This window comes from Paenilisteria portnoyi, from assembly GCF_014322795.1.
Classification (GTDB): Bacteria; Bacillota; Bacilli; order Lactobacillales; family Listeriaceae; genus Listeria_A; species Listeria_A portnoyi.
The window spans coordinates 97,047-118,937 of sequence record NZ_JAASTT010000004.1 but is presented as its reverse complement, the minus strand read 5'-3'; the positions used below and the strand labels follow the sequence as shown (position 1 = coordinate 118,937).

30 protein-coding genes are annotated in these 21,891 nt (G+C 41.9%); 26 read left to right on the top strand and 4 right to left on the bottom strand.

The window, feature by feature from the left end; all coding sequences use genetic code 11:
* Positions 1-113 precede the first annotated feature (113 nt).
* The 4 genes from rpsL to tuf all read left to right on the top strand — a co-directional run bounded on the left by rpsL (position 114) and on the right by tuf (position 4,918).
* A complete protein-coding gene (rpsL, locus tag HCJ66_RS04605) occupies positions 114-527 on the top strand; it encodes a 30S ribosomal protein S12 (RefSeq protein WP_036094375.1) in 414 nt (137 codons plus the stop codon).
* 213 nt (positions 528-740) lie between these two features.
* Positions 741-1,211: a 30S ribosomal protein S7 gene (rpsG, locus tag HCJ66_RS04600; RefSeq protein ID WP_036065477.1), complete on the top strand. Its 471-nt coding sequence runs from the start codon at positions 741-743 to the stop codon at positions 1,209-1,211.
* Positions 1,212-1,286: 75 nt separating this feature from the next.
* Positions 1,287-3,377 (top strand): elongation factor G, encoded by a 2,091-nt coding sequence (gene fusA / locus HCJ66_RS04595; protein ID WP_187132076.1) that lies wholly within the window; start codon positions 1,287-1,289, stop codon positions 3,375-3,377.
* A 353-nt stretch (positions 3,378-3,730) separates the two neighbouring features.
* Positions 3,731-4,918, top strand: coding sequence for an elongation factor Tu (gene tuf / locus HCJ66_RS04590; RefSeq protein ID WP_187132075.1), 1,188 nt, complete (start codon positions 3,731-3,733; stop codon positions 4,916-4,918).
* A gap of 290 nt (positions 4,919-5,208) precedes the next feature.
* Here tuf and HCJ66_RS04585 read toward each other — a convergent pair whose 3' ends face one another.
* From HCJ66_RS04585 to HCJ66_RS04570, 4 genes are all read right to left on the bottom strand, one after another.
* On the bottom strand, positions 5,209-6,189 hold the full coding sequence (locus tag HCJ66_RS04585; RefSeq protein ID WP_187132074.1) for a polyprenyl synthetase family protein: 981 nt from the start codon (positions 6,187-6,189) through the stop codon (positions 5,209-5,211).
* 18 nt (positions 6,190-6,207) lie between these two features.
* A complete protein-coding gene (eetB, locus tag HCJ66_RS04580; protein ID WP_036060247.1) occupies positions 6,208-6,744 on the bottom strand; it encodes a flavinylation system FAD exporter subunit EetB in 537 nt (178 codons plus the stop codon).
* Between the two features lie 21 nt (positions 6,745-6,765).
* Positions 6,766-7,203 (bottom strand): NusG domain II-containing protein, encoded by a 438-nt coding sequence (locus tag HCJ66_RS04575; protein WP_181676471.1) that lies wholly within the window; start codon positions 7,201-7,203, stop codon positions 6,766-6,768.
* Between the two features lie 112 nt (positions 7,204-7,315).
* Positions 7,316-9,199 (bottom strand): FAD-dependent oxidoreductase, encoded by a 1,884-nt coding sequence (locus tag HCJ66_RS04570; protein ID WP_187132073.1) that lies wholly within the window; start codon positions 9,197-9,199, stop codon positions 7,316-7,318.
* A gap of 396 nt (positions 9,200-9,595) precedes the next feature.
* Between HCJ66_RS04570 and pplA the strand changes: the two genes are divergently transcribed.
* The 22 genes from pplA to rplR all read left to right on the top strand — a co-directional run bounded on the left by pplA (position 9,596) and on the right by rplR (position 21,890).
* Positions 9,596-10,498, top strand: coding sequence for an extracellular electron transfer flavoprotein PplA (gene pplA / locus HCJ66_RS04565; RefSeq protein ID WP_187132072.1), 903 nt, complete (start codon positions 9,596-9,598; stop codon positions 10,496-10,498).
* Between the two features lie 153 nt (positions 10,499-10,651).
* Positions 10,652-11,728: an FAD:protein FMN transferase gene (locus HCJ66_RS04560; RefSeq protein WP_187132071.1), complete on the top strand. Its 1,077-nt coding sequence runs from the start codon at positions 10,652-10,654 to the stop codon at positions 11,726-11,728.
* A 15-nt stretch (positions 11,729-11,743) separates the two neighbouring features.
* Positions 11,744-12,700 (top strand): 1,4-dihydroxy-2-naphthoate polyprenyltransferase, encoded by a 957-nt coding sequence (menA, locus tag HCJ66_RS04555; protein WP_187132070.1) that lies wholly within the window; start codon positions 11,744-11,746, stop codon positions 12,698-12,700.
* Positions 12,701-12,721: 21 nt separating this feature from the next.
* Complete coding sequence (gene fmnA, locus HCJ66_RS04550; RefSeq protein ID WP_187132069.1) at positions 12,722-13,522, top strand: FAD export ECF transporter transmembrane subunit FmnA; 801 nt, start codon at positions 12,722-12,724, stop codon at positions 13,520-13,522.
* Between the two features lie 306 nt (positions 13,523-13,828).
* Positions 13,829-14,137 carry a 30S ribosomal protein S10 gene (gene rpsJ, locus HCJ66_RS04545; protein ID WP_036065498.1) on the top strand — a complete coding sequence of 103 codons (309 nt, stop codon included), beginning with the start codon at positions 13,829-13,831 and terminating at the stop codon, positions 14,135-14,137.
* A 31-nt stretch (positions 14,138-14,168) separates the two neighbouring features.
* Positions 14,169-14,798 (top strand): 50S ribosomal protein L3, encoded by a 630-nt coding sequence (rplC, locus tag HCJ66_RS04540; RefSeq protein ID WP_181676465.1) that lies wholly within the window; start codon positions 14,169-14,171, stop codon positions 14,796-14,798.
* A gap of 26 nt (positions 14,799-14,824) precedes the next feature.
* On the top strand, positions 14,825-15,448 hold the full coding sequence (gene rplD / locus HCJ66_RS04535) for a 50S ribosomal protein L4 (RefSeq protein ID WP_036080294.1): 624 nt from the start codon (positions 14,825-14,827) through the stop codon (positions 15,446-15,448).
* On the top strand, positions 15,448-15,732 hold the full coding sequence (rplW, locus tag HCJ66_RS04530) for a 50S ribosomal protein L23 (RefSeq protein ID WP_036094361.1): 285 nt from the start codon (positions 15,448-15,450) through the stop codon (positions 15,730-15,732). The genes rplD and rplW overlap by 1 nt, the downstream gene beginning before the upstream one ends.
* A gap of 38 nt (positions 15,733-15,770) precedes the next feature.
* Positions 15,771-16,604, top strand: coding sequence for a 50S ribosomal protein L2 (gene rplB, locus HCJ66_RS04525; protein ID WP_036060259.1), 834 nt, complete (start codon positions 15,771-15,773; stop codon positions 16,602-16,604).
* A gap of 90 nt (positions 16,605-16,694) precedes the next feature.
* A complete protein-coding gene (rpsS, locus tag HCJ66_RS04520; RefSeq protein ID WP_036065502.1) occupies positions 16,695-16,973 on the top strand; it encodes a 30S ribosomal protein S19 in 279 nt (92 codons plus the stop codon).
* Positions 16,974-16,992: 19 nt separating this feature from the next.
* Positions 16,993-17,337 carry a 50S ribosomal protein L22 gene (rplV, locus tag HCJ66_RS04515; RefSeq protein WP_181676464.1) on the top strand — a complete coding sequence of 115 codons (345 nt, stop codon included), beginning with the start codon at positions 16,993-16,995 and terminating at the stop codon, positions 17,335-17,337.
* A 3-nt stretch (positions 17,338-17,340) separates the two neighbouring features.
* The gene (gene rpsC / locus HCJ66_RS04510; protein ID WP_036071385.1) at positions 17,341-17,997 is read left to right on the top strand and encodes a 30S ribosomal protein S3; all 657 of its coding nucleotides are present in this window, start codon (positions 17,341-17,343) and stop codon (positions 17,995-17,997) included.
* 2 nt (positions 17,998-17,999) lie between these two features.
* Positions 18,000-18,437, top strand: a complete 438-nt coding sequence (gene rplP / locus HCJ66_RS04505) for a 50S ribosomal protein L16 (RefSeq protein ID WP_036060267.1) — start codon at positions 18,000-18,002, stop codon at positions 18,435-18,437.
* Entirely contained in the window at positions 18,424-18,615 is a 192-nt protein-coding gene (rpmC, locus tag HCJ66_RS04500; RefSeq protein ID WP_036060270.1) for a 50S ribosomal protein L29, read from the top strand. Before rplP ends, rpmC begins: the two co-directional genes overlap by 14 nt.
* A 27-nt stretch (positions 18,616-18,642) precedes the next feature.
* Positions 18,643-18,906 (top strand): 30S ribosomal protein S17, encoded by a 264-nt coding sequence (rpsQ, locus tag HCJ66_RS04495; RefSeq protein ID WP_036080303.1) that lies wholly within the window; start codon positions 18,643-18,645, stop codon positions 18,904-18,906.
* A gap of 74 nt (positions 18,907-18,980) precedes the next feature.
* On the top strand, positions 18,981-19,349 hold the full coding sequence (rplN, locus tag HCJ66_RS04490) for a 50S ribosomal protein L14 (protein ID WP_036071388.1): 369 nt from the start codon (positions 18,981-18,983) through the stop codon (positions 19,347-19,349).
* A gap of 37 nt (positions 19,350-19,386) precedes the next feature.
* On the top strand, positions 19,387-19,707 hold the full coding sequence (gene rplX / locus HCJ66_RS04485; protein WP_036080307.1) for a 50S ribosomal protein L24: 321 nt from the start codon (positions 19,387-19,389) through the stop codon (positions 19,705-19,707).
* A 28-nt stretch (positions 19,708-19,735) separates the two neighbouring features.
* On the top strand, positions 19,736-20,275 hold the full coding sequence (gene rplE, locus HCJ66_RS04480) for a 50S ribosomal protein L5 (RefSeq protein WP_036065509.1): 540 nt from the start codon (positions 19,736-19,738) through the stop codon (positions 20,273-20,275).
* Between the two features lie 39 nt (positions 20,276-20,314).
* Positions 20,315-20,500, top strand: a complete 186-nt coding sequence (locus HCJ66_RS04475) for a type Z 30S ribosomal protein S14 (RefSeq protein ID WP_077912491.1) — start codon at positions 20,315-20,317, stop codon at positions 20,498-20,500.
* A gap of 32 nt (positions 20,501-20,532) precedes the next feature.
* Positions 20,533-20,931: a 30S ribosomal protein S8 gene (gene rpsH / locus HCJ66_RS04470; protein ID WP_036065514.1), complete on the top strand. Its 399-nt coding sequence runs from the start codon at positions 20,533-20,535 to the stop codon at positions 20,929-20,931.
* Between the two features lie 29 nt (positions 20,932-20,960).
* Positions 20,961-21,497, top strand: coding sequence for a 50S ribosomal protein L6 (gene rplF / locus HCJ66_RS04465; protein ID WP_181676463.1), 537 nt, complete (start codon positions 20,961-20,963; stop codon positions 21,495-21,497).
* Positions 21,498-21,530: 33 nt separating this feature from the next.
* On the top strand, positions 21,531-21,890 hold the full coding sequence (gene rplR, locus HCJ66_RS04460) for a 50S ribosomal protein L18 (RefSeq protein WP_036065516.1): 360 nt from the start codon (positions 21,531-21,533) through the stop codon (positions 21,888-21,890).
* Position 21,891 lies beyond the last annotated feature (1 nt).

Below are 21,891 nucleotides of genomic sequence, written 5' to 3'. Positions count from 1 at the left end.
ATAGAGAATAGAAACTGTTGCTAGGAAATATCCTGTCAGCAATTTTATTTTAAAGAAAAAATGAACCACCTGGATGTGTGGCTCTAGAAAAATCGGAAGGAGGAAACCAAAAAATGCCTACAATTAATCAATTAGTTCGCAAACCGCGTCAATCTAAATCAAAGAAATCTGATTCTCCAGCACTTAACAAAGGCCTAAATACTTTCAGAAGATCATTAACAGACGTATCATCTCCACAGAAACGTGGTGTATGTACTCGTGTTGGTACAATGACTCCGAAGAAACCTAACTCGGCGCTTCGTAAGTACGCTCGTGTACGTCTGACTAACGGCCTTGAAGTAACTGCTTATATCCCAGGTATCGGACATAACCTACAAGAACATAGTGTTGTACTTATTCGCGGAGGACGTGTGAAAGATTTACCGGGGGTACGTTATCATATCGTACGTGGTGCTCTAGATACAGCTGGTGTTGAAAATAGAGGACAAAGCCGTTCTAAATACGGAACGAAAAAACCTAAAAAATAATAAAAACTTTAGCAAGAATGCTGAAAAACAGTCATTATCGTGATTTATCGCCAAACCCAGTGTGTTGACAAATGCTTAGTTCCTAGGCAAAGTCGAGCACGGAAGCGGAGCGTACTAGTGTACGTGAGCATCGGAGCGGAGATTTTAACGACGGAAATGAGCGTTTGTCAGCGCACGAATAAAAAATCTTACTCTTTGAAAGGAGGATATCCAATGCCTCGTAAAGGTCCTGTTGCTAAACGTGACGTATTACCAGATCCGATGTACAATTCGAAATTGGTAACTCGTCTAATCAATAAACTTATGATTGATGGTAAACGCGGAAAAGCACAAACTATCATTTATTCTGCTTTTGATATCATCGCGCAAGAAAGTGGAAAAGACCCTATGGAAGTATTTGACGAAGCAATCAAAAACATCATGCCAGTTCTTGAAGTAAAAGCTCGCCGTGTCGGTGGTGCTAACTATCAAGTTCCGATTGAAGTTCGTGCTGATCGTCGTACAACTCTAGGTCTACGTTGGTTAGTTAACTATTCACGTCTACGTGGAGAGAAAACTATGGTAGAACGTCTTGCACACGAAATCTTGGATGCATCTAACAATGCTGGAGCTTCCGTTAAGAAACGTGAAGATACACATAAAATGGCAGATGCAAACAGAGCATTCGCTCACTATCGCTGGTAAGATTCGTCTTATCCGCGCGACTAGGTCAACGCTTGTTGCCTAACTAAATCGTTAATAATGGAAGGAGAAATACCCATGGCTAGAGAGTTCTCCTTAGAAAAGACGCGTAATATTGGTATTATGGCTCATATTGATGCTGGTAAAACCACTACTACAGAGCGTATCCTTTTCTATACAGGGCGTATTCATAAAATTGGTGAAACACATGAAGGTGCATCACAAATGGACTGGATGGAACAAGAACAAGAACGTGGTATCACGATCACATCCGCTGCGACAACTGCGCAATGGAAAGGTCACCGCGTAAATATTATCGATACACCAGGACACGTAGATTTCACTGTTGAAGTTGAACGTTCCCTTCGTGTATTAGATGGTGCTGTTGCTGTTCTAGATGCACAATCAGGTGTTGAACCACAAACCGAAACAGTTTGGCGCCAAGCAACTACTTACGGGGTTCCTCGTGTAGTATTTGTAAACAAAATGGATAAAATCGGTGCTGACTTCTTGTACTCTGTCGGAACATTACATGACCGTCTAGATGCAAACGCACACCCAATCCAATTACCAATCGGTGCGGAAGATACTTTTGAAGGTATCATTGACTTAGTTGAGATGAACGCTTTGTATTATCTTGATGATGTAGGAAATGATCCTGAAATTCGTGAAATCCCAGCTGATCTTCAAGAGCTTGCTGACGAATACCGTGGCAAACTTGTTGAGGCTGTTGCTGATTTAGATGAAGAACTAATGATGAAATACCTTGAAGGTGAAGAGCCTACAAAAGAAGAATTGAAAGCGGGTATCCGTAAAGGAACACTTGCTGTTGAATTCTACCCTGTTGTATGTGGTACAGCATTCAAAAACAAAGGTGTTCAACCGATGCTTGATGCAGTACTAGATTACCTTCCAGCGCCAACTGATGTTGCTGCTATTAAAGGTATTTTACCAGATACAGAAGAAGAAGCGGAACGTCATCCTGATGATAATGAACCATTCTCTTCTCTTGCGTTTAAAGTTATGACTGACCCTTATGTTGGTCGTCTTACTTTCTTCCGCGTTTACTCAGGTACTTTGAACTCAGGTTCTTACGTTCAAAACTCATCTAAAGGTAAACGTGAACGTGTTGGACGTATCCTTCAAATGCACGCTAATCACCGTGAAGAGATTTCGATCGTATATTGTGGTGATATCGCTGCTGCTGTTGGTTTGAAAGACACAACTACTGGGGACACGCTATGTGATGAAAAGCAACAAATCATCTTGGAGTCCATGGAATTCCCAGAACCAGTTATCTCGGTTGCTATTGAGCCTAAATCAAAAGCCGATCAAGATAAAATGGGTCAAGCTCTTGCAAAACTTGCAGAAGAAGATCCAACATTCCGTACAGAGACTGACCAAGAAACTGGTCAAACAATCATCTCTGGTATGGGTGAGCTTCACTTAGATATCCTTGTTGACCGTATGCGTCGTGAGTTCAAGGTAGAAGCTAACGTGGGTGATCCACAAGTTTCTTACCGTGAAACATTCCGCCAATCTGCCCAAGTCGAAGGTAAATTTGTTCGTCAATCAGGTGGTCGGGGTCAATATGGTCACGTTTGGATCGAATTTGGTCCTAACGAAGAAGGAAAAGGCTTTGAATTCGAGAACGCTATTGTCGGTGGTGTTGTTCCACGTGAATACATCCCAGCAGTTCAAGCAGGTCTTGAAGGCGCGCTAGGTAATGGTGTACTTGCAGGATTCCCGCTAATCGATATTAAAGCAAAACTTTATGACGGATCTTACCATGATGTCGATTCCAATGAAATGGCCTTTAAAGTGGCTGCTTCTATGGCTCTTCGTAACGCGGCTAAGAAATGTAATCCTGTCATCTTGGAACCAATGATGAATGTTGAAGTAATTGTACCTGAGGATTACCTTGGAGACATTATGGGTAACATCACATCTCGTCGTGGTCGTGTAGATGGTATGGAAGCACGCGGTAACGCTCAAGTTGTTCGTGCATTCGTTCCACTTGCAAACATGTTTGGTTACGCTACGTACCTACGTTCAAGTACGCAAGGTCGCGGAGTTTACACTATGCAGTTTGATCACTATGAAGAAGTTCCAAAATCCGTTGGTGAAGAAATTATTAAAGCCAATGGCGGCAACAACAAAGAAGACTAATCAGTGTGCCGACGAACACTCATCTTCGTCGTTAATCCCTGCGTTACGGTGCTCTTCTTCGCAGAAGAGCTACGCATAACTTCTCACATGGTCGGGGATAAGACTCCCTCCCTGTTTTCAGTTGATGTACAGTCGTACATTCCGCTCCGGTACTCGGTATTGCCTAGAATCTAAGCATTCGTCGGCACACTGAGGCTCGGAGGCGCGGTCGAGTTAGGCGGAAAGAGAACGGTTCGAAACGCTATTGATTGCAAACTTTTGTTGTATCCTGTATAACTATAGTAACGAGATTCGCGCGGCATAGTCCGCGTGTTATCAATAATTTTTGTAAACATTAAGGAGGAAATATTAAAATGGCTAAAGAAAAATTTGACCGCTCAAAACCCCATGTTAACGTTGGTACTATCGGACACGTCGATCATGGTAAAACTACTTTAACAGCTGCAATCACTACTGTACTATCTAAAAAAGGTTTTGCAGAAGCTTCTGCATACGACCAAATCGATGGTGCTCCAGAAGAAAGAGAACGTGGTATCACAATCTCTACTGCTCACGTTGAGTATGAAACTGAAAACCGTCACTACGCACACGTAGATTGCCCAGGACATGCCGATTATGTTAAAAACATGATCACTGGTGCTGCGCAAATGGATGGTGGTATCTTAGTAGTATCTGCTGCTGATGGTCCAATGCCACAAACTCGTGAGCATATCTTGCTTTCACGTCAAGTTGGTGTTCCTTACCTTGTTGTCTTCATGAACAAATGTGACATGGTAGATGACGAAGAATTACTAGAATTAGTTGAAATGGAAATCCGTGATCTATTAACTGAATACGAATTCCCTGGCGATGACATTCCTGTAATTAAAGGTTCTGCTCTTAAAGCTCTTCAAGGTGAAGCGGAATGGGAAGAAAAAGTTAACGAACTTATGGACGCTGTGGATAGCTATATCCCAACTCCAACTCGTGACACTGACAAACCATTCATGATGCCAGTTGAGGATGTATTCTCAATCACTGGTCGTGGAACTGTTGCTACAGGACGTGTTGAACGTGGACAAGTTAAAGTCGGTGACGAAGTTGAAGTTATCGGTCTTGTTGAAGACACTAAGAAAATCGTTGTAACTGGAGTAGAAATGTTCCGTAAGTTACTTGATTACGCTGAAGCAGGCGACAACATCGGTGCACTTTTACGTGGTGTAGCTCGTGAAGATATCCAACGTGGCCAAGTATTAGCTAAGCCAGGTTCGATCACTCCACATACTACATTTAAAGCTGAAACGTATGTTTTATCAAAAGAAGAAGGTGGACGTCACACTCCATTCTTCAACAACTACCGTCCACAATTCTATTTCCGTACTACTGACGTAACAGGTATTGTTACACTTCCAGAAGGTACTGAAATGGTTATGCCTGGCGATAACGTTGAGGTTTCTGTTGAGCTAATCGCACCAGTTGCGATTGAAGAAGGTACTAAATTCTCTATCCGTGAGGGTGGACGTACTGTAGGCGCTGGAGTAGTAGCGACTATCTCTAAATAATTTCAACTTAAAAATCCGGTTCCTCTTTATGGGGAATCGGATTTTTTAGTATGTGGGAATCAAATTTACGAAAAAGAGGAATTCGGGACATAACCCAGATAAATCGGCGTCAAGCGCTCGCATTCAGGGGATTTGGCGGACTTCCGGGTCTCACATACACCAGTATGCTCCGCTTCCGGCTTCCACCAAATCCCCTGAATACAAACGCTTTCGCTCGATTTGTGTAAAGCAGAATGTTCGTCCTACCCGAAGAAATGGAAGAGCGCTTTAGCTTTGTCTTGAGTTTTGTCTCAACCTCCTCTTTTTAAAATTGAGGATGTGAGTTCGTACATTTGATCGCGATAAGCGCCTGCTGGGAGTTTTTTGATTTCGCGTAACGCTTTTTTTGTATACTTGTCGGCTAATGTGAAAGCTTGCTCTACGCCTTTATATTTGGCTATAAGTGCGAGCAGTTGCTCTAAATCTTTATCTGACATGTCGAGCTGCTTTTCGAGTAGTGGCTGGAATTCAGATGGATGTTTTTGCATCGCGTAGATAAGTGGAAGTGTGTAGACGCCTTGTTTGACATCATTCAAAACTGGTTTTCCAAGTCCATCATCGGAGCTTGTATAATCCAGCACATCATCGATAATTTGAAAAGCCATTCCGAGATAATGACCGATATTCCAAGCGTTACGTACCTGAAAACGTGTCGCCTTACTTTGAGACGCACCAGAAAAAGTACTTAGGGCAAAAAGTTGCGCTGTTTTTCCGGATATGCGGGATAAATATTGACGCACCGTCACGTTAATATCATAGCGCATCCGCATTTGATCGAGTTCGCCCATCAGGATTTTCTCGATGTTTTTGCTGTTAAATTCGATATTCTCAACGGAACTCGCATGACTCGATAAAATTTTAAAACAGATGCAGAATAGATAGTCGCCAGTGTAAACCGCGTAATTACGCCCGTATTTCGAGTGAATCGTCGGAATGCCGCGTCTTGTCGGAGCGTCATCCACAACATCATCATGGATCAGCGTCGCCATATGTAATACCTCTAAAGCACCGGCAACCGCAATGGCACGATCGCGATCCCAATCAGGGCCGATTTGGGCGGCCAACATCGCATACGCCGGGCGCAAAAGTTTACCGCCAGCATGAATCAAGTCTTTCACGTTTTTCTCGACTTGCTTATCTCTAATTTGAATACTTTTTTCGATAGTTGTGAGTACATCTTTCAAATCGGTTTGCAGATTTGGATAGGCGTCCCACATCGGGTGAAGTTGCATAATTCATCCTCATTTCGCTTAGTTTTGGATAGGTTCATTCGTTTTATTAAAAGCACGTAGCGTTTGCACATTTTTAATTAAATAATTGGCCGCGATTCCGACTGCAATCCCTGATAGTATACCGATAAACGAGAGGACAGGCAAGTAGAGCATAACGTTCCAACTACCAGCAATCCAACTCGCAATCACGAGCTGACCAACATTATGTAGAATCCCGCCAGTCGTGCTGACCCCAATAATACTTACGCGCTTAGGTCCCAGCTTCTTCACTAACCACATACCGCCAAAACTCAAAATCGCTCCGGCCGCGCTATACATAAACGTTGAAATCGTTCCGCCGAGTAAGGTAGCCAACACGAGCCGAATGCATACAATCATAAAAGCGTCTTTCGTGGATAGCGTGTACAAGGAAATACACGTAATAATATTCGCCAAACCAAGCTTAGCGCCAGGTGCGAAGGCGAATGGGAACGGTATCGCGCGTTCCAGCAAACTAATGACAACCGCCTGAGCCGCCAGTAAAGCAATATAAACTAAACGCTTATTCTTCGTCATGTACACACACCTCCCTTGTCCCTAAGACGGAATAACAATCCCGTCATCAGGTTCTGTCTCCCCAGTTGTCGACTGCACTTCAATCACGACTTTATGTGGCAAACAAACAATCGTCTCGCCAAGTTTTCCAATCGCGCCGACACGAACGCAGACCTGATCATTACAGTTTGCAGCGCTAATCCGAATCCGCTCATCTTTTACTTCAATCTCATTATAATCACCATCATCCGCCGTCACTTTAAACGTATCAACGCCCGTGTGACCAGTTAAATCGACGCGTTTATACTCCTTGCCATCGACCTTAATGACCGCGACCAGCTTCGACTCCGATCCAGCAGGTGGGGCGGGTTCTTGTGATTTCGCATACGTAAAAATAGCTAGAGGCAAAAAAGAAAGCACGGTCAAAAGCACAACAATAATGACATCCCAACGCTTCACCATATGTAAATATTCCTTCACGTTTCTTTTCCCCCTCTAACTAGCTTTATCTTCATTGTAATACACTCACGCAAAAATATATAGCGAAAGGCAGTTTTTCGGCTGCCTTTCGCTATGATTGAATCGTATAAAATTATTTGTCGCGGTAGATGGAACTTTCCTTGCCGTACCACCAGCGCCCGAGATGTTTTTGGAACCAAGGCATAGCCCAATAGTCTAAACCAAATGTACGTCCAGCGCCATTTAGTAAAGCAATCGAAGCTGGTAACGCCCAGAATTTGTCCCAACCAAGCATAGCGCAAAGGGTGAACATTACTAGGAATCCAGCGCTTCCGATACTAGCTAACCAAGTGAACAAACCAACCACAAGTGCAAGACCGATAGCAAGTTCTACAAACGGAACGACTTTTTGCATGAAAAGGGCAACATCGAGGTTTGGCATGATAAGTTTCATAATCCACTCAAACCAACCAGGCATATGCGCAAAAATTGGTGTTGTTACGTTCGTTGCAGCAGCTCCAGCAGCATCGCCGGCCGCTTGTGACGCACCAGATGTTGCGTCTGTTTGCAACCATTCGAATGGCATTTTTGAAGTTGTCGCAGTTAACCATGAATCAGGTCCGAGTCCTTGGAATAACGGTTTCAAGTTCGTCAGGCTAACTTTATCCCACGTTGTTTCACCGTAAATCTTAGAAAGAGCCTCGTCAACCCAGAACCAACCGACATAAATACGAAGCGGCAATGTCCAAAGCACGTTACCGTAACGCGACGTCCAACCACGGAAAATATTCCGGTTATCCCGAATATGGAAAAATTCATGGGAAACGTATTGCGCCATATAATAGCCACTACGGATTCCGAAGAAGTAGTAAAGGTTAACCATGTGTTTCATGAAAATCGCGAACCAACCGTGCAAGCGTAATCCGCCGAGGTTAGCGACACCGTACTTGGAGCCAATCGAAACCATGACACCGTGATATTTCCCTTTGTAGGCTTCTTTTTCCGTTCCGCTGATTTCGGAAATGATGCTTTTCGCAGCAGTCATCCCAGTTTGTTCGGCAGCTTCAACGATTTGAGGAGTCGGTTTGCCTTCTTCCTCTTCATAGTAAGCTAAGTCACCGATAACGTACGTGTTTTCGAACTTCTCAGCTTCCATGTATTCATTGACTTTCAAACGACCAGCACGCGCTGTTTCCATACCGTAATCTTTCGTATCAGAATTCGCACGAACACCAGCAGTCCAAATTAATGTATGCGTTGGAATTTCGTCGCCAGATTTCAAAACGATGCTTTCCGCTTTAACTTCAACGATCGCAGCATCTTTCATAATCTTGATACCTTTTTTAACCATGAAGTCTTCCGCTTTTTGAGCATCCTTACGATCAAGCATGTTCAGAATCGTTGGTGCCGCTTCGACAACAATCAATTCAATCTCAGAAACATCGACCTTGTTATCTTTCGCAAGACGCGTTTTCCAGTCAAGCAATTCCCCGACCATTTCGATCCCGGTAAAACCAGAACCACAAATCGCAAAAGTAAGCATGGCTTTGCGTTTCGCTACATCTTGTTCCTCGGAAGCGTCATGAACAACCGTTTCGATATGCTCACGTAATTTAACCGCGTTTTCCCAAGACCAAAGCGTGAATCCATGTTCGCTAACACCGGGCGTTCCAAAGTCATTCGGCTCGCCGCCCATGCCAAGAACGAGGTAATCAAACGGATAGCTACCATTTTCCGTCGTCACCGTTTTCGTTTCGTGATCAACGTGCGTTACGTTGTCCGTCACTAATTTCACTTTCGTACGATTAAATAAATGACGCAAATCATACTGTATCGCTGTTGGTTCAACACGTCCCCCAGCTACTTCGTGCAACTCAGTCATCATCGTGTGGTAAGAATGTCTGTCAATCAACGTGATGGTTACTGATTCGTCTCTCTTGTACTTTTTCGCTAATTTCTTAGCCGCATGTACACCTGCATATCCCGCCCCTATTAAAACAATATTCTTTTCAGGCATATGCTTTCTCAACTCCTTGTAAGTATATTCACAAAAATTATAAGTCCTGCGTTCCAAAACATTATAGTGATAACCTAACCTAGTTTAACAGATAGAACAAAGGCTGTCTAGGGTCTTTACCCTCAAAAAACGTGAAGCAAACGCGAATTTATAGGTGAAAAGCTTCACAGGGCAACAAACTCCATTTGAGTGGGAAAAATTTAAAAAAATCATTGCAAAATAAGAACAGAATCGCTTTCTGAAAATTCTTGGTTTTCGAATCATGCATACTGTGTGTAGACAAATTGAGACAATAATGTTATATTTAAGTGGAATTAAGGTGAGCTTGTTGGTTTCGTGTCAATTTCATTGTTCATGTCATCACAAGTAATATTTTAAAAGGTGGGAGCAAATTTTATGAAGAAGAAAAAGTTGGTAATGGCCCTGACGGCAGTAATGGCTTCAAGCATGTTGTTAGTAGCGTGTGGAAATGACAATAGTAGCGACAGTGACAGCAAATCAAGCGACACGAAGCAGACGGATACGAAGAAAGCGGATGCTAAAACAGACGGTACAATGACGGATGGTACTTACAAATTGCAAGAAAAGAACTTTGACGACAAAGGTTGGAAAGGTTTCATGACAATCACAGTTAAAGACAATAAAATCACAGAATCTGATTATAACTATAAAGATAAAGACGGCAAGTTAAAAACAGACGACGCTGACTACGAGAAAAACATGAAAGCAAAAACTGGTGTAGGTCCACAAGAATACATCCCAGCTTTGAATGATTCTCTAGTAGCTAAGCAATCAGCGACAGACGTAGAAGTAGTAACAGGAGCAACACATTCTTCTGATTCATTCATCAACTACTCAAACCAACTGATTCAAGCGGCGCAACGTGCAGACACTGCGACAATTGAAATCAACAATGGTGCAGCGTTACAAGATGGTTCATATTCTCTAGAAGAGCAAAACTATGCAAACAACTACCGTCTAGTATTCAAAATGGAAGTAAAAGATGGGAAAATTACGACATCTGATTACAACTATGTAGACAAAGATGGCAAGTTGAAAACAGACGACGCTGACTACGAGAAAAACATGAAAGCAAAAACTGGCGTAGGTCCACAAGAATACATTCCAACACTTAACAAAGCGCTTGTTGACAAACAAAATCCTGCAGACGTTGCAGTAGTAACTGGTGCGACACATTCATCTGACGCATTCAAAATCTATGCAGCGCAACTTTATAATGCAGCTCAATCTGGTAACACAGATATGATTAAAGTTTACAACAAAGTAGACTCTGAGTAAGTAAATAGTAAGTAACGTAGAAGGGCTTCAGAGCGAAAACTCTGGAGTCTTTTTTGTTGGGCTACTCGACTTTCTTGACAAGGACTCTAATCACCGATACATTAAAATAGCGATATAGCCATACTCCATTCCAATTTGAAAGGTGCAATCTAAATGAAGAAATTTTATATTTTAATCACGCTGATGCTTTTGGCGCTAGTTGTCACGGCTTGTGGTAAGGATGATACGAAGAAAAGTAGCGCATCAGAGGATAATGACTCAGAAATTCTTTCCCAACCATATACAAAAACGGATTTTCTAATGGGGACAATCAATGTCATTAAAATTTACGACAAAGGAAAAGAGGACGTTCTTCTCAAAGCTTTTGACCGAATCAAGGAATTAGATAAGCAAATTACGACGAGTGATAGCGGTAAAACATCAGAAGTAGATAAGGTTAATTTGGCGGCAGGTAAAAATCCTGTGAAGGTGAACGATGATGTTTACTACCTTATTAAAGAAGGCTTGAAGTATAGCGCGAGTTCGGGTGGTAGTTTCGATATCACTATCGGCCCGCTGACTTCTCTATGGCACATCGGCTTTGATGACGCGAGAAAACCGAGCCAAGCGGAAATCGATGCAGTTCTTCCGTTAATCGATTACAAAAAAGTGAAACTAGACGATGCTAAAAAGACGGTTTATCTAGAAGAAAAGGGCATGGAGCTGGATCTAGGTGCGATTGCTAAAGGCTACATTGCGGATGAAGTAGCCAAAGTTTTAGATGAAAATAAAGTAACGACAGCGATTATCGATTTAGGCGGCAATATCATCGTGAAAGGTGATAGTCCTAAAGGCGGCGATTGGGTTGTGGGCATTCAAGATCCATTTGAATCACGTGGTACGATCATTGGTACGATTCCGGAAGCGAACAAATCGATTGTCACATCGGGAATTTATGAACGTTTCCTAGAAGTGGATGGCGTGAAATATCATCATATACTCGATCCGAAAACAGGTTATCCGTTCACCAATGATATTGCAGGTGTATCCATTGTCTCCGAAAAATCAATTGATGGTGATGGATTATCTACAGCGACTTTCTCGAAAGGCATTGAAGGTGGCATGAAATTTATTGAGACCTACAAAGGCGTGGAAGCGATTTTTGTAAGTAAAGAGAAGAAAGTATATATCACATCCGGTTTGAAAGGGAAGTTCAAGCTAACCGATAAGAATTTCCAAATGGCGGACTAAAAGGGGTGTAATAACGTGTCGATACCAGCCTTTTTTAAATTGGTAGAAATCCAGACGAAAATTGCGAGTGTTTTTCCATTTATCATTGGTACACTATTCGCGGTATATCAATATGATTTATTTAATTGGGAAAACACGCTGATTTTCTTTGGCTCGATGTTGATTTTCGACTTGACGACGACTGCTATCAATAATTACATGGATTACCGGAAAGCGACAAATAATCATGATTACGACTATCGAACAACGAGTAATGTCATCGGTCAAGAACAAATATCGGAGAAAACGGTCATCATCACGATTTTTGTTATGTTTTTGATCGCGACAGGACTGGGCGTTTGGCTTGTTGTAGAAACGGATTTGTTAGTTTTGCTCGTCGGATTTGTCTGCTTTTGTATCGGGATTCTATACACGTTCGGTCCAGTTCCGTTGTCACGCATGCCGCTTGGCGAAATTTTTTCCGGTGTGACGATGGGATTTGGCATCGTGTTCCTAGCGATTTACGTGAACGCTTATGACGCAGGAATTGCAAACTTGATTTGGTCGGGCGAATGGGTTACTGTGAAAGTGAATATAATAGAAGTTATCCGAATAGCCGTCGTCTCCTTGCCGTGCATTTTCACGATTGCGAATATTATGCTTGCCAATAACATTTGCGACTTAGAGGAAGATATCCGGAACCACCGCTACACCTTGCCATATTACATCAGCAAAAAATACGCGGTAGTCCTCTTCAACGCGCTGTACTACGCATCTTTTGCGGCCATCATCGTTTCCGTCATCATCGGATTCCTTAGCCCAATCATGCTCGTAACGCTCATCGCGATTATCCCAGTGTTTAAAAATTTACAGAAATTCAACGCCGAGCAAGTCAAGGCGAAAACATTCGTAATCTCCATCAAAAATTTCGTTATCATGAACAGCGCGATTGTCGTCTGTCTCGCCGCAAGTTTAATCTTTAAGTATATATAATGAGAAAAGAGGGGATTTCTGATGCTAGATAAATTAATATTTGGGCGCTTTATGCCTGGGGAATCCCTTATTCATCGTTTGGACGCAAGAACAAAATTAATTGCCGGATTTTACTTCATCGGTATTCTATTCCTCGCAAACAATTGGCAAACATACGCCTTGCTAACACTCTTCTCGTTTGGAGTCATTTTCATGACGGGGATATCGTATCGTTTTTTCATTAAAGGAGTAAAACCACTCATCTGGCTAATCCTCTTCACGGTGCTGCTACAAGCCCTATTCACGAGCGGCGGAACCATTTATTTTAGCTGGGGACCATTCGCCATCTCCTCATTCGGCATCATCAACGGCGTATTCGTGTTCGTTCGCTTCGTGCTGATAATCTTCATCTCGACGGTAATCACGCTGACAACGACGCCTATGGACCTGACAGACGCCATTGCTTACATACTACGGCCATTTAAAATTTTCAAAATGCCAGTTCAAGATATTGCACTAATGATCTCCGTTGCGCTACGATTCATCCCAACCTTAATGGAGGAAACCGATAAAATCATGAAAGCCCAGCGAGCAAGAGGCGTCGATTTTGGCGAAGGAAACCTATTCGAACAAATGAAAGTCGTCGTGCCGATATTTATCCCGCTATTCGTCAGCTCCTTCAACCGAGCAGAAGACCTTGCCGACGCGATGGAAGCAAGAGGATACCAAGGCGATAAAAAAAGAACCAGGTTCCGAATTCTGCATTGGCATTGGTGTGATTTGGTAGCAGCTCTCGTATTGGTGGCACTAACAACAGCACTTGTGACTTTAAGAATCTCGTAATTAAAAAGGCTACAAATCATTCCGCCGATTTGTAGCCTTTTTGCATGACCGAAAATCATAAAATCAGCAATAAAAAAGTTTTTTCACAAAATCGTTGAAATTACTAGGGCAGACGTGTATAATAGATAAAGTGCAAATGAACAGGCATTGCTCTGTCTATTTCGTGCAATACCCCCACTAGTTGGGGCTGTAGATGTGATGAAGTGAGAGGTTGCTGACACACCCGGCCGCTTTGCCATGGCGAGTGTCCAGGAGATTTTCACGGAGAATGTCTATTTTAAAAGTAGGCGAGAAGGAGGGAAAATAATGGCAAAACAAAAAATTCGTATTCGTTTAAAAGCGTATGATCACCGTATCTTGGATCAATCGGCTGAGAAAATTGTAGAAACTGCGAAACGTTCTGGTGCTTCTGTATCTGGTCCGATTCCACTTCCAACAGAGAAGTCAATCTACACAATCTTGCGTGCGGTTCATAAATACAAAGATTCACGTGAGCAATTCGAAATGCGTACACACAAACGTTTAATCGATATCGTTAATCCAACACCACAAACTGTTGATAGCCTTATGCGTTTAGACTTACCAAGCGGTGTGGACATCGAAATCAAACTATAATAAAAATCCAAAATAACAGGAGGTGTGACTCATGACCAAAGGAATCTTAGGTAGAAAAGTAGGGATGACACAAGTTTTCACTGAAAACGGCGAACTTATTCCAGTAACAGTTATCGAAGCAGGTGCTAACGTAGTACTTCAAAAGAAAACTGTTGATACGGACGGATATGAAGCAATTCAAATCGGTTTCGAGGATAAACGCGAAAAATTGTCAAACAAACCCGAAAAAGGTCATGTAGAAAAAGCCAATACTACTCCTAAGCGCTTCATTCGCGAATTACGCGATGTAAACTTAGACGAGTATGAGATTGGTGCAGAAATTAAAGTAGACGTATTCGCAGAAGGTGACATCGTTGACGCGACAGGCGTATCGAAAGGTAAAGGCTTCCAAGGTGTTATTAAACGTCACGGACAATCCCGTGGCCCAATGTCCCATGGTTCGCGTTACCATCGTCGCCCAGGTTCAATGGGTCCCGTAGCACCTAACCGTGTATTCAAAAATAAATTACTTCCAGGTCGTATGGGTGGAGATCAAATCACTATCCAAAACCTAGAAATCGTAAAAGTTGATGTTGAGAAAAATGTTCTTTTAGTTAAAGGAAATGTTCCAGGAGCTAAAAAAGCACTTATCCAAATCAAAACAGCGAACAAAGCAAGATAATTTAATTGGAAAGGAGGACTAACAAAATGCCCAACGTAGCTTTATTGAAACAAGATGGAACAAAAGCTGGCGAAATTACACTTAACGATACTATTTTCGGTATTGAACCAAATGAAAAAGTGGTTGTTGATGTAATTTTGAGTCAAAGAGCTTCCTTACGTCAAGGAACTCATAAAGTAAAAGGCCGCTCAGAAGTACGCGGCGGTGGACGTAAACCATGGCGTCAAAAAGGTACTGGTCGTGCCCGTCAAGGTTCGATTCGTTCCCCACAATGGCGTGGAGGTGGAGTCGTATTCGGCCCAACACCACGTAGCTATGCTTACAAATTACCTAAGAAAGTTCGTCGTTTAGCGATCAAATCGATCCTTTCTTCTAAAGTAAAAGAAGAGAGCCTAGTAGTACTAGAAGGTTTAACTTTCTCTGCTCCTAAGACTAAAGAATTCACGGCTTTCCTTAAAAATATCTCTGTAGATACAAAAGCATTGGTAGTAGTAGCCGATGAAAGTGAAAATGTAGAACTATCTGCACGTAACTTACAAGGCATTAAAGTTATTCCAGCTCAAAGTATCTCAGTACTAGATGTTGCTAAACATGATAAGTTAATTATCACGAAAGCAGCTCTTGAACAAGTAGAGGAGGTGCTTGCATAATGGATGCACGCGACATCATTAAGCGCCCAATTATCACTGAGCAATCAACAAGTGTTTTAGACGACAAGAAATATACATTTGAAGTTGATACACGCGCTACTAAAACGCACGTAAAAAAAGCTATCGAAGAAATTTTCGAAGTGAAAGTTGCGAAAGTAAACGTAATGAACTACAAAGGTAAAATGAAACGCATGGGCCGTTACGCTGGCTATACAAACAAGCGTCGTAAAGCTATCGTGACACTTACTGGCGATAGCAAAGAAATCCAATTTTTCGAAGTTTAATACTTCTATAGAATTGAACTAATAGAGGAGGGAATACAATGGCGATTAAAAAGTATAAACCTACCACAAACGGCCGTCGTCACATGACGAGTTCAGATTTTGCTGAGATTACTACAAGTACTCCAGAAAAAGCTTTACTACGTCCTCTGAAAAAGAAGGCTGGTCGTAATAACCAAGGTAAGTTAACTGTTCGTCATCACGGTGGAGGACATAAACGTCAATACCGCGTGATCGATTTTAAACGTAATAAAGATGGTATTCCAGGACGCGTTGCTACGATCGAATATGATCCTAACCGTTCTGCTAACATCGCATTAATTCACTACGTTGATGGAGAAAAACGCTACATCATCGCAGCGAAAGGCTTAGAAGTAGGCCAAACAATTTATTCAGGTTCAGAGGCGGATATCAAAGTTGGTAACGCGCTAGAACTTAAAGATATTCCAGTGGGTACTGTTATCCACAATATCGAAATGAAACCTGGTAAAGGTGGACAATTAGTACGTTCAGCTGGAACAAGTGCTCAAGTGCTTGGTAAAGAAGGCAAATACGTATTGATCCGTCTTAACTCTGGTGAGGTTCGTATGATTCTTTCTACTTGTCGTGCTACTATCGGCCAAGTTGGTAACGAACAACACGAACTTATCAACATTGGTAAAGCAGGTCGTTCACGTTGGATGGGTAAACGCCCAACAGTTCGTGGATCTGTAATGAACCCGAACGATCACCCACATGGTGGTGGTGAAGGTAAAGCACCAATCGGACGTAAATCACCAATGTCTCCTTGGGGTAAACCAACACTTGGTTATAAAACTCGTAAGAAAAACAATAACTCCGATAAATTTATCGTACGTCGTCGTAAGAAAAAATAATTGGATTTGTCATTTAAACGAATTTATAGGTAGCAGGAACGGGCAAGCTCAAGCTTTCCGATTCCTGACTATGCGAAGGGAGGTTCCGACATGGGTCGTAGCTTGAAAAAAGGACCTTTTGTAGATGATCATTTGATGAAAAAAGTTGAGGCAGCTGATGCAAGCGAAAAGAAACAAGTTATTAAAACTTGGTCTCGTCGTTCAACAATTTTCCCAGTATTCGTTGGACAAACGATTGCTGTATATGATGGTCGCAAACACGTTCCAGTCTATATCCAAGAAGATATGGTTGGACATAAATTAGGTGAATTCGCACCAACTCGTACGTACCGTGGTCACGCGGGCGACGATAAAAAAACAAGACGTTAATTGAGAGGAGGATATCCTGATGACAACTGCAAAAGCCGTTGCAAAAACTGTTCGTATTGCTCCTCGTAAAGTTAGACTCGTAATCGATCTAGTACGTGGTAAGCAAGTCGGCGAAGCAATCGCTATTCTAAAACTTACGCCGAAAGCCGCTTCTCCGGTTATCGAAAAAGTTTTAAAATCAGCAATCGCAAACGCTGAGCACAATTATGATTTAGATGTAAATAACTTAGTAATTTCTGAGGCATTCGTTGACGAAGGCCCAACATTGAAACGTTTCCGTCCACGTGCAATGGGACGCGCAAGCGCAATAAATAAACGTACAAGCCACATCACAGTCGTGGTATCTGAAGTCGAGGAGGGATAATTCGTGGGCCAAAAAATACATCCAATTGGTATGCGTGTCGGTATCATTCGTGATTGGGATTCAAAATGGTATGCTGGTAAAGAATACGCGAACTTCTTACATGAAGATATACGTATCCGTGATTATATCGCGAAAAACTTATCAGATGCTTCTGTATCTCGTATCGAAATCGAACGCGCTGCAAGCCGTGTAAACATCACAATCCACACTGCTAAACCAGGAATGGTTATCGGTAAAGGTGGATCTGAGGTTGAATCATTACGTAAAAACCTAAATGAACTTACAGGTAAACGAGTTCATATCAATATCGTAGAAATCAAAAGAGCTGATCTTGATGCTAAATTAGTTGCTGAAGGTATCGCTCGTCAATTAGAAAGCCGTGTATCGTTCCGTCGTGCACAAAAACAAGCAATCCAACGTACTATGCGTGCGGGTGCTCGTGGTATTAAAACTCAAGTTTCCGGCCGTCTAGGTGGAGCGGATATCGCTCGTGCGGAACATTACAGTGAAGGAACAGTTCCTCTTCATACATTGCGTGCCGATATCGACTACGCATGGGAAGAAGCTGACACAACTTATGGTAAACTAGGCGTTAAAGTCTGGATCTACCGTGGTGAAGTCCTTCCTACGAAGAAAACAAATGTGGAAGGAGGAAAATAATAATGTTAGTTCCAAAACGTGTTAAATACCGTCGTGAGTTCCGTGGTAACATGCGTGGACGCGCAAAAGGCGGAACAGAAGTAGCATTTGGTGAGTTTGGTCTTCAAGCAGTTGATGCTTCATGGATCACTAACCGTCAAATCGAAGCTGCCCGTATTGCAATGACTCGTTACATGAAACGTGGCGGTAAAGTTTGGATTAAAATTTTCCCTCATAAATCTTACACATCTAAGCCAATCGGCGTTCGGATGGGTAAAGGTAAAGGTGCTCCGGAAGGTTGGGTAAGCCCAGTTAAACGTGGCAAAATCATGTTCGAAATCGCAGGTGTACCTGAAGAAGTAGCGCGCGAAGCATTACGTCTTGCAGCACATAAACTACCTGTTAAAACAAAAATCGTGAAACGCGAAGAAATTGGTGGTGAAGCAAATGAAAGCAACTGATATCCGTGAATTGTCAACTACTGAAATTCAAGATAAAGAGAAATCTCTAAAAGAAGAGCTCTTCAATCTGCGCTTTCAATTAGCTACTGGCCAATTGGAAAACACTGCACGCATCCGTGAAGTACGCAAAGCGATTGCTCGTATGAAAACAATCGTTCGTGAAAGAGAACTTGCCTAAAATTAATTCAGGAGGAGGTTTTAATACATGTCTGAACGTAACCAACGTAAAGTATATACAGGACGTGTTGTATCCGACAAAATGGATAAAACAATCACTGTCGTTGTTGAAACGTATAAGAAACACACGCTTTATGGCAAGCGAGTGAAGTATTCTAAAAAATTCAAAGCGCATGATGAAAATAATGTAGCTAAAACAGGCGATCTAGTACGCATTGCTGAAACTCGTCCATTGTCGGCGACTAAACGTTTCCGCTTACTAGATGTTGTTGAGAAAGCTGTATTAGTTTAAATCGTGATTCGTAATAATAGTTTTACTAGGAAAAATAAATTTCCTGATTGTATGTCTGGAAGGAGGGTATCCTAATGATTCAACAAGAAAGTCGTTTGAAAGTAGCTGATAACTCTGGTGCTCGTGAAGTATTAACAATTAAAGTACTAGGCGGATCAGGACGCAAAACTGCGAACATTGGTGACGTAATCGTGTGTACTGTTAAACAAGCAACACCAGGTGGCGTTGTCAAAAAAGGTGAAGTAGTTAGAGCGGTAATCGTTCGTACTAAGAGTGGAGCACGTCGTCAAGATGGTTCTTACATCAAATTTGATGAAAATGCATGTGTTATAATCCGTGATGATAAAAGTCCTCGTGGAACACGTATTTTTGGACCTGTTGCTCGCGAACTTCGTGATAGCAACTTTATGAAGATCGTTTCTTTAGCTCCAGAAGTTCTTTAAAATATGTAGTTTCAATCTCAAGGAGGTGCTAGACCCAATGCATGTCAAAAAAGGTGATAAAGTTCAAGTTATTACTGGTAAAGATAAAGGTAAATCCGGCAAAATTATCGCTGCGTTCCCTAAAAAAGATCGCGTGATCGTTGAAGGACTTAACATGGTTAAAAAACATACAAAACCATCAAACGTTAACCCGCAAGGTGGAATTTTAAATGTTGAAGCACCGATTCACGTATCTAACGTAATGCTTATCGATCCGAAGACTGGTGAACCAACTCGTGTGAACCGTGAAATCAAGGATGGTAAAAAAGTACGCGTAGCTAAAAAATCCGGTGAAGTTATAAAAGACGCAACTAAATAAAAGTATTTGAGGAAGGAGGGAATATTACATGAATCGCCTTAAAGATAGATATCTTAAGGAAATTGTTCCTGCTTTAATGAGCAAATTCAATTATGACTCCGTAATGGAGGTACCAAAAATCGACAAAATCGTAATCAACACTGGTGTTGGTGACGCAACAGCAAATGCGAAAGTTTTGGATAGTGCAGTGGAAGAGTTAGCTCTAATCACTGGTCAAAAACCTGTAATCACAAAAGCGAAAAATTCAATCGCTGGTTTCCGTCTTCGTGAAGGAATGCCAATCGGTGCGAAAGTAACGCTACGTGGAGACCGCATGTATGATTTCTTAGACAAATTAATTACTGTTTCCTTACCACGTGTTCGTGACTTCCGTGGGGTTTCTAAAAAAGCCTTCGACGGTCGCGGTAACTACACGCTAGGTGTTAGAGAGCAATTAATTTTCCCTGAAATTGATTACGATAAAGTAAGTAAAGTTCGCGGAATGGACGTAGTAATCGTTACTACTGCTAAATCTGACGAAGAATCAAAAGAATTACTGACACATGTTGGAATGCCGTTTCAAAAGTAATCCAAATAGTAATCAATAAATAAGTAGGGAGGCGCAAACGTGGCTAAAAAATCAATGATCGCGAAGCAAAAACGCACACCGAAACATCCTGTTCAAGCTTACACTCGTTGTGAACGTTGTGGTCGTCCACATTCCGTTATTCGCAAATTTAGACTATGCCGTATCTGCTTCCGTGAACTTGCCTATAAAGGACAAATTCCCGGCGTCAGAAAAGCAAGCTGGTAAAAACCCAATAATGGGAAGGAGGTAAATTTTTCATGGTGATGACAGATCCTATCGCAGATTTTCTAACTCGTATTCGTAACGCTAATATGGTACGTCACGATAAATTAGAAGTTCCTGCTTCAAAAATTAAAAAAGAAGTCGCTGAAATCCTTAAAAGAGAAGGATTCGTACGTGATGTTGAGTATATTCAAGACGACAAACAAGGTACAATCCGTGTTTTCCTTAAATATGGTGCAGCTAACGAGCGTGTAATTACTGGACTTAAGCGTATCAGTAAGCCAGGTCTTCGTGTTTACGCTAAAGCTGATGAGGTACCAAAAGTACTTAACGGTTTAGGTATTGCAATTGTATCTACTTCTCAAGGTTTGTTAACTGACAAAGAAGCTCGCGCGAAACAAGTGGGCGGAGAAGTTCTAGCATACGTTTGGTAAGACAAGAAAATCACAAGGAGGTGTAATAAATGTCCCGTATAGGTAAAAAAACAATTGTTATCCCAGCTGGTGTTACAGTAACATTAGATGGTTCAACAGCAACTGTTAAGGGTCCTAAAGGCGAGCTAGTTAAGACTTTTAACCCTGATATTACAATCAATATCGAAGGCAACGAGATCAATGTAGCTCGTCCTTCTGACAATAAAACACACCGTGCGCTTCATGGTACGACACGTGCTATTCTAAATAACATGGTTGTCGGTGTATCTGAAGGCTACGAAAAAACTCTTGAGCTTATTGGTGTCGGTTACCGTGCAGCGAAACAAGGTACTACTCTTGTTTTAAACGTAGGTTATTCACATCCAGTAGAATTCGAAGCTCGTCCAGGTGTTGAAGTTGAAGTACCAGCGAATACGAAAGTTATCGTTCGCGGTATTAACAAAGAACACGTTGGCGAATTGGCTGCAAATATCCGTTCCGTACGTCCACCAGAGCCTTACAAAGGTAAAGGTATCCGTTACGAAGGCGAATTTGTACGTCGTAAAGAAGGTAAAACCGGTAAATAATGCCGCATAAAGCTAAGAGAAGAGGTGAGTCGTGTGATTACCAAAATCGACAAAAATAAAGTGCGTAAAAAAAGACATGGTCGTGTTCGTTCTAAGATTTCTGGAACAGCAGCTCGTCCACGCTTGAACGTATTCCGTTCAAACAAGAACATTTATGCTCAACTTATCGATGATGTTAACGGTGTAACAATCGCTAGCGCATCTAACGTAGATAAAGATTTCCCTAAAGCTGAGTCAAAAGTTGACGCTGCTACAAAAGTAGGCGAAATCGTTGCAAAACGCGCTACAGAAAAAGGCGTTAAAGCTGTTGTATTTGACCGCGGTGGTTATTTATATCATGGTCGTGTAAAAGCTCTAGCTGAATCTGCTCGTGAAAATGGATTGGAATTTTAAA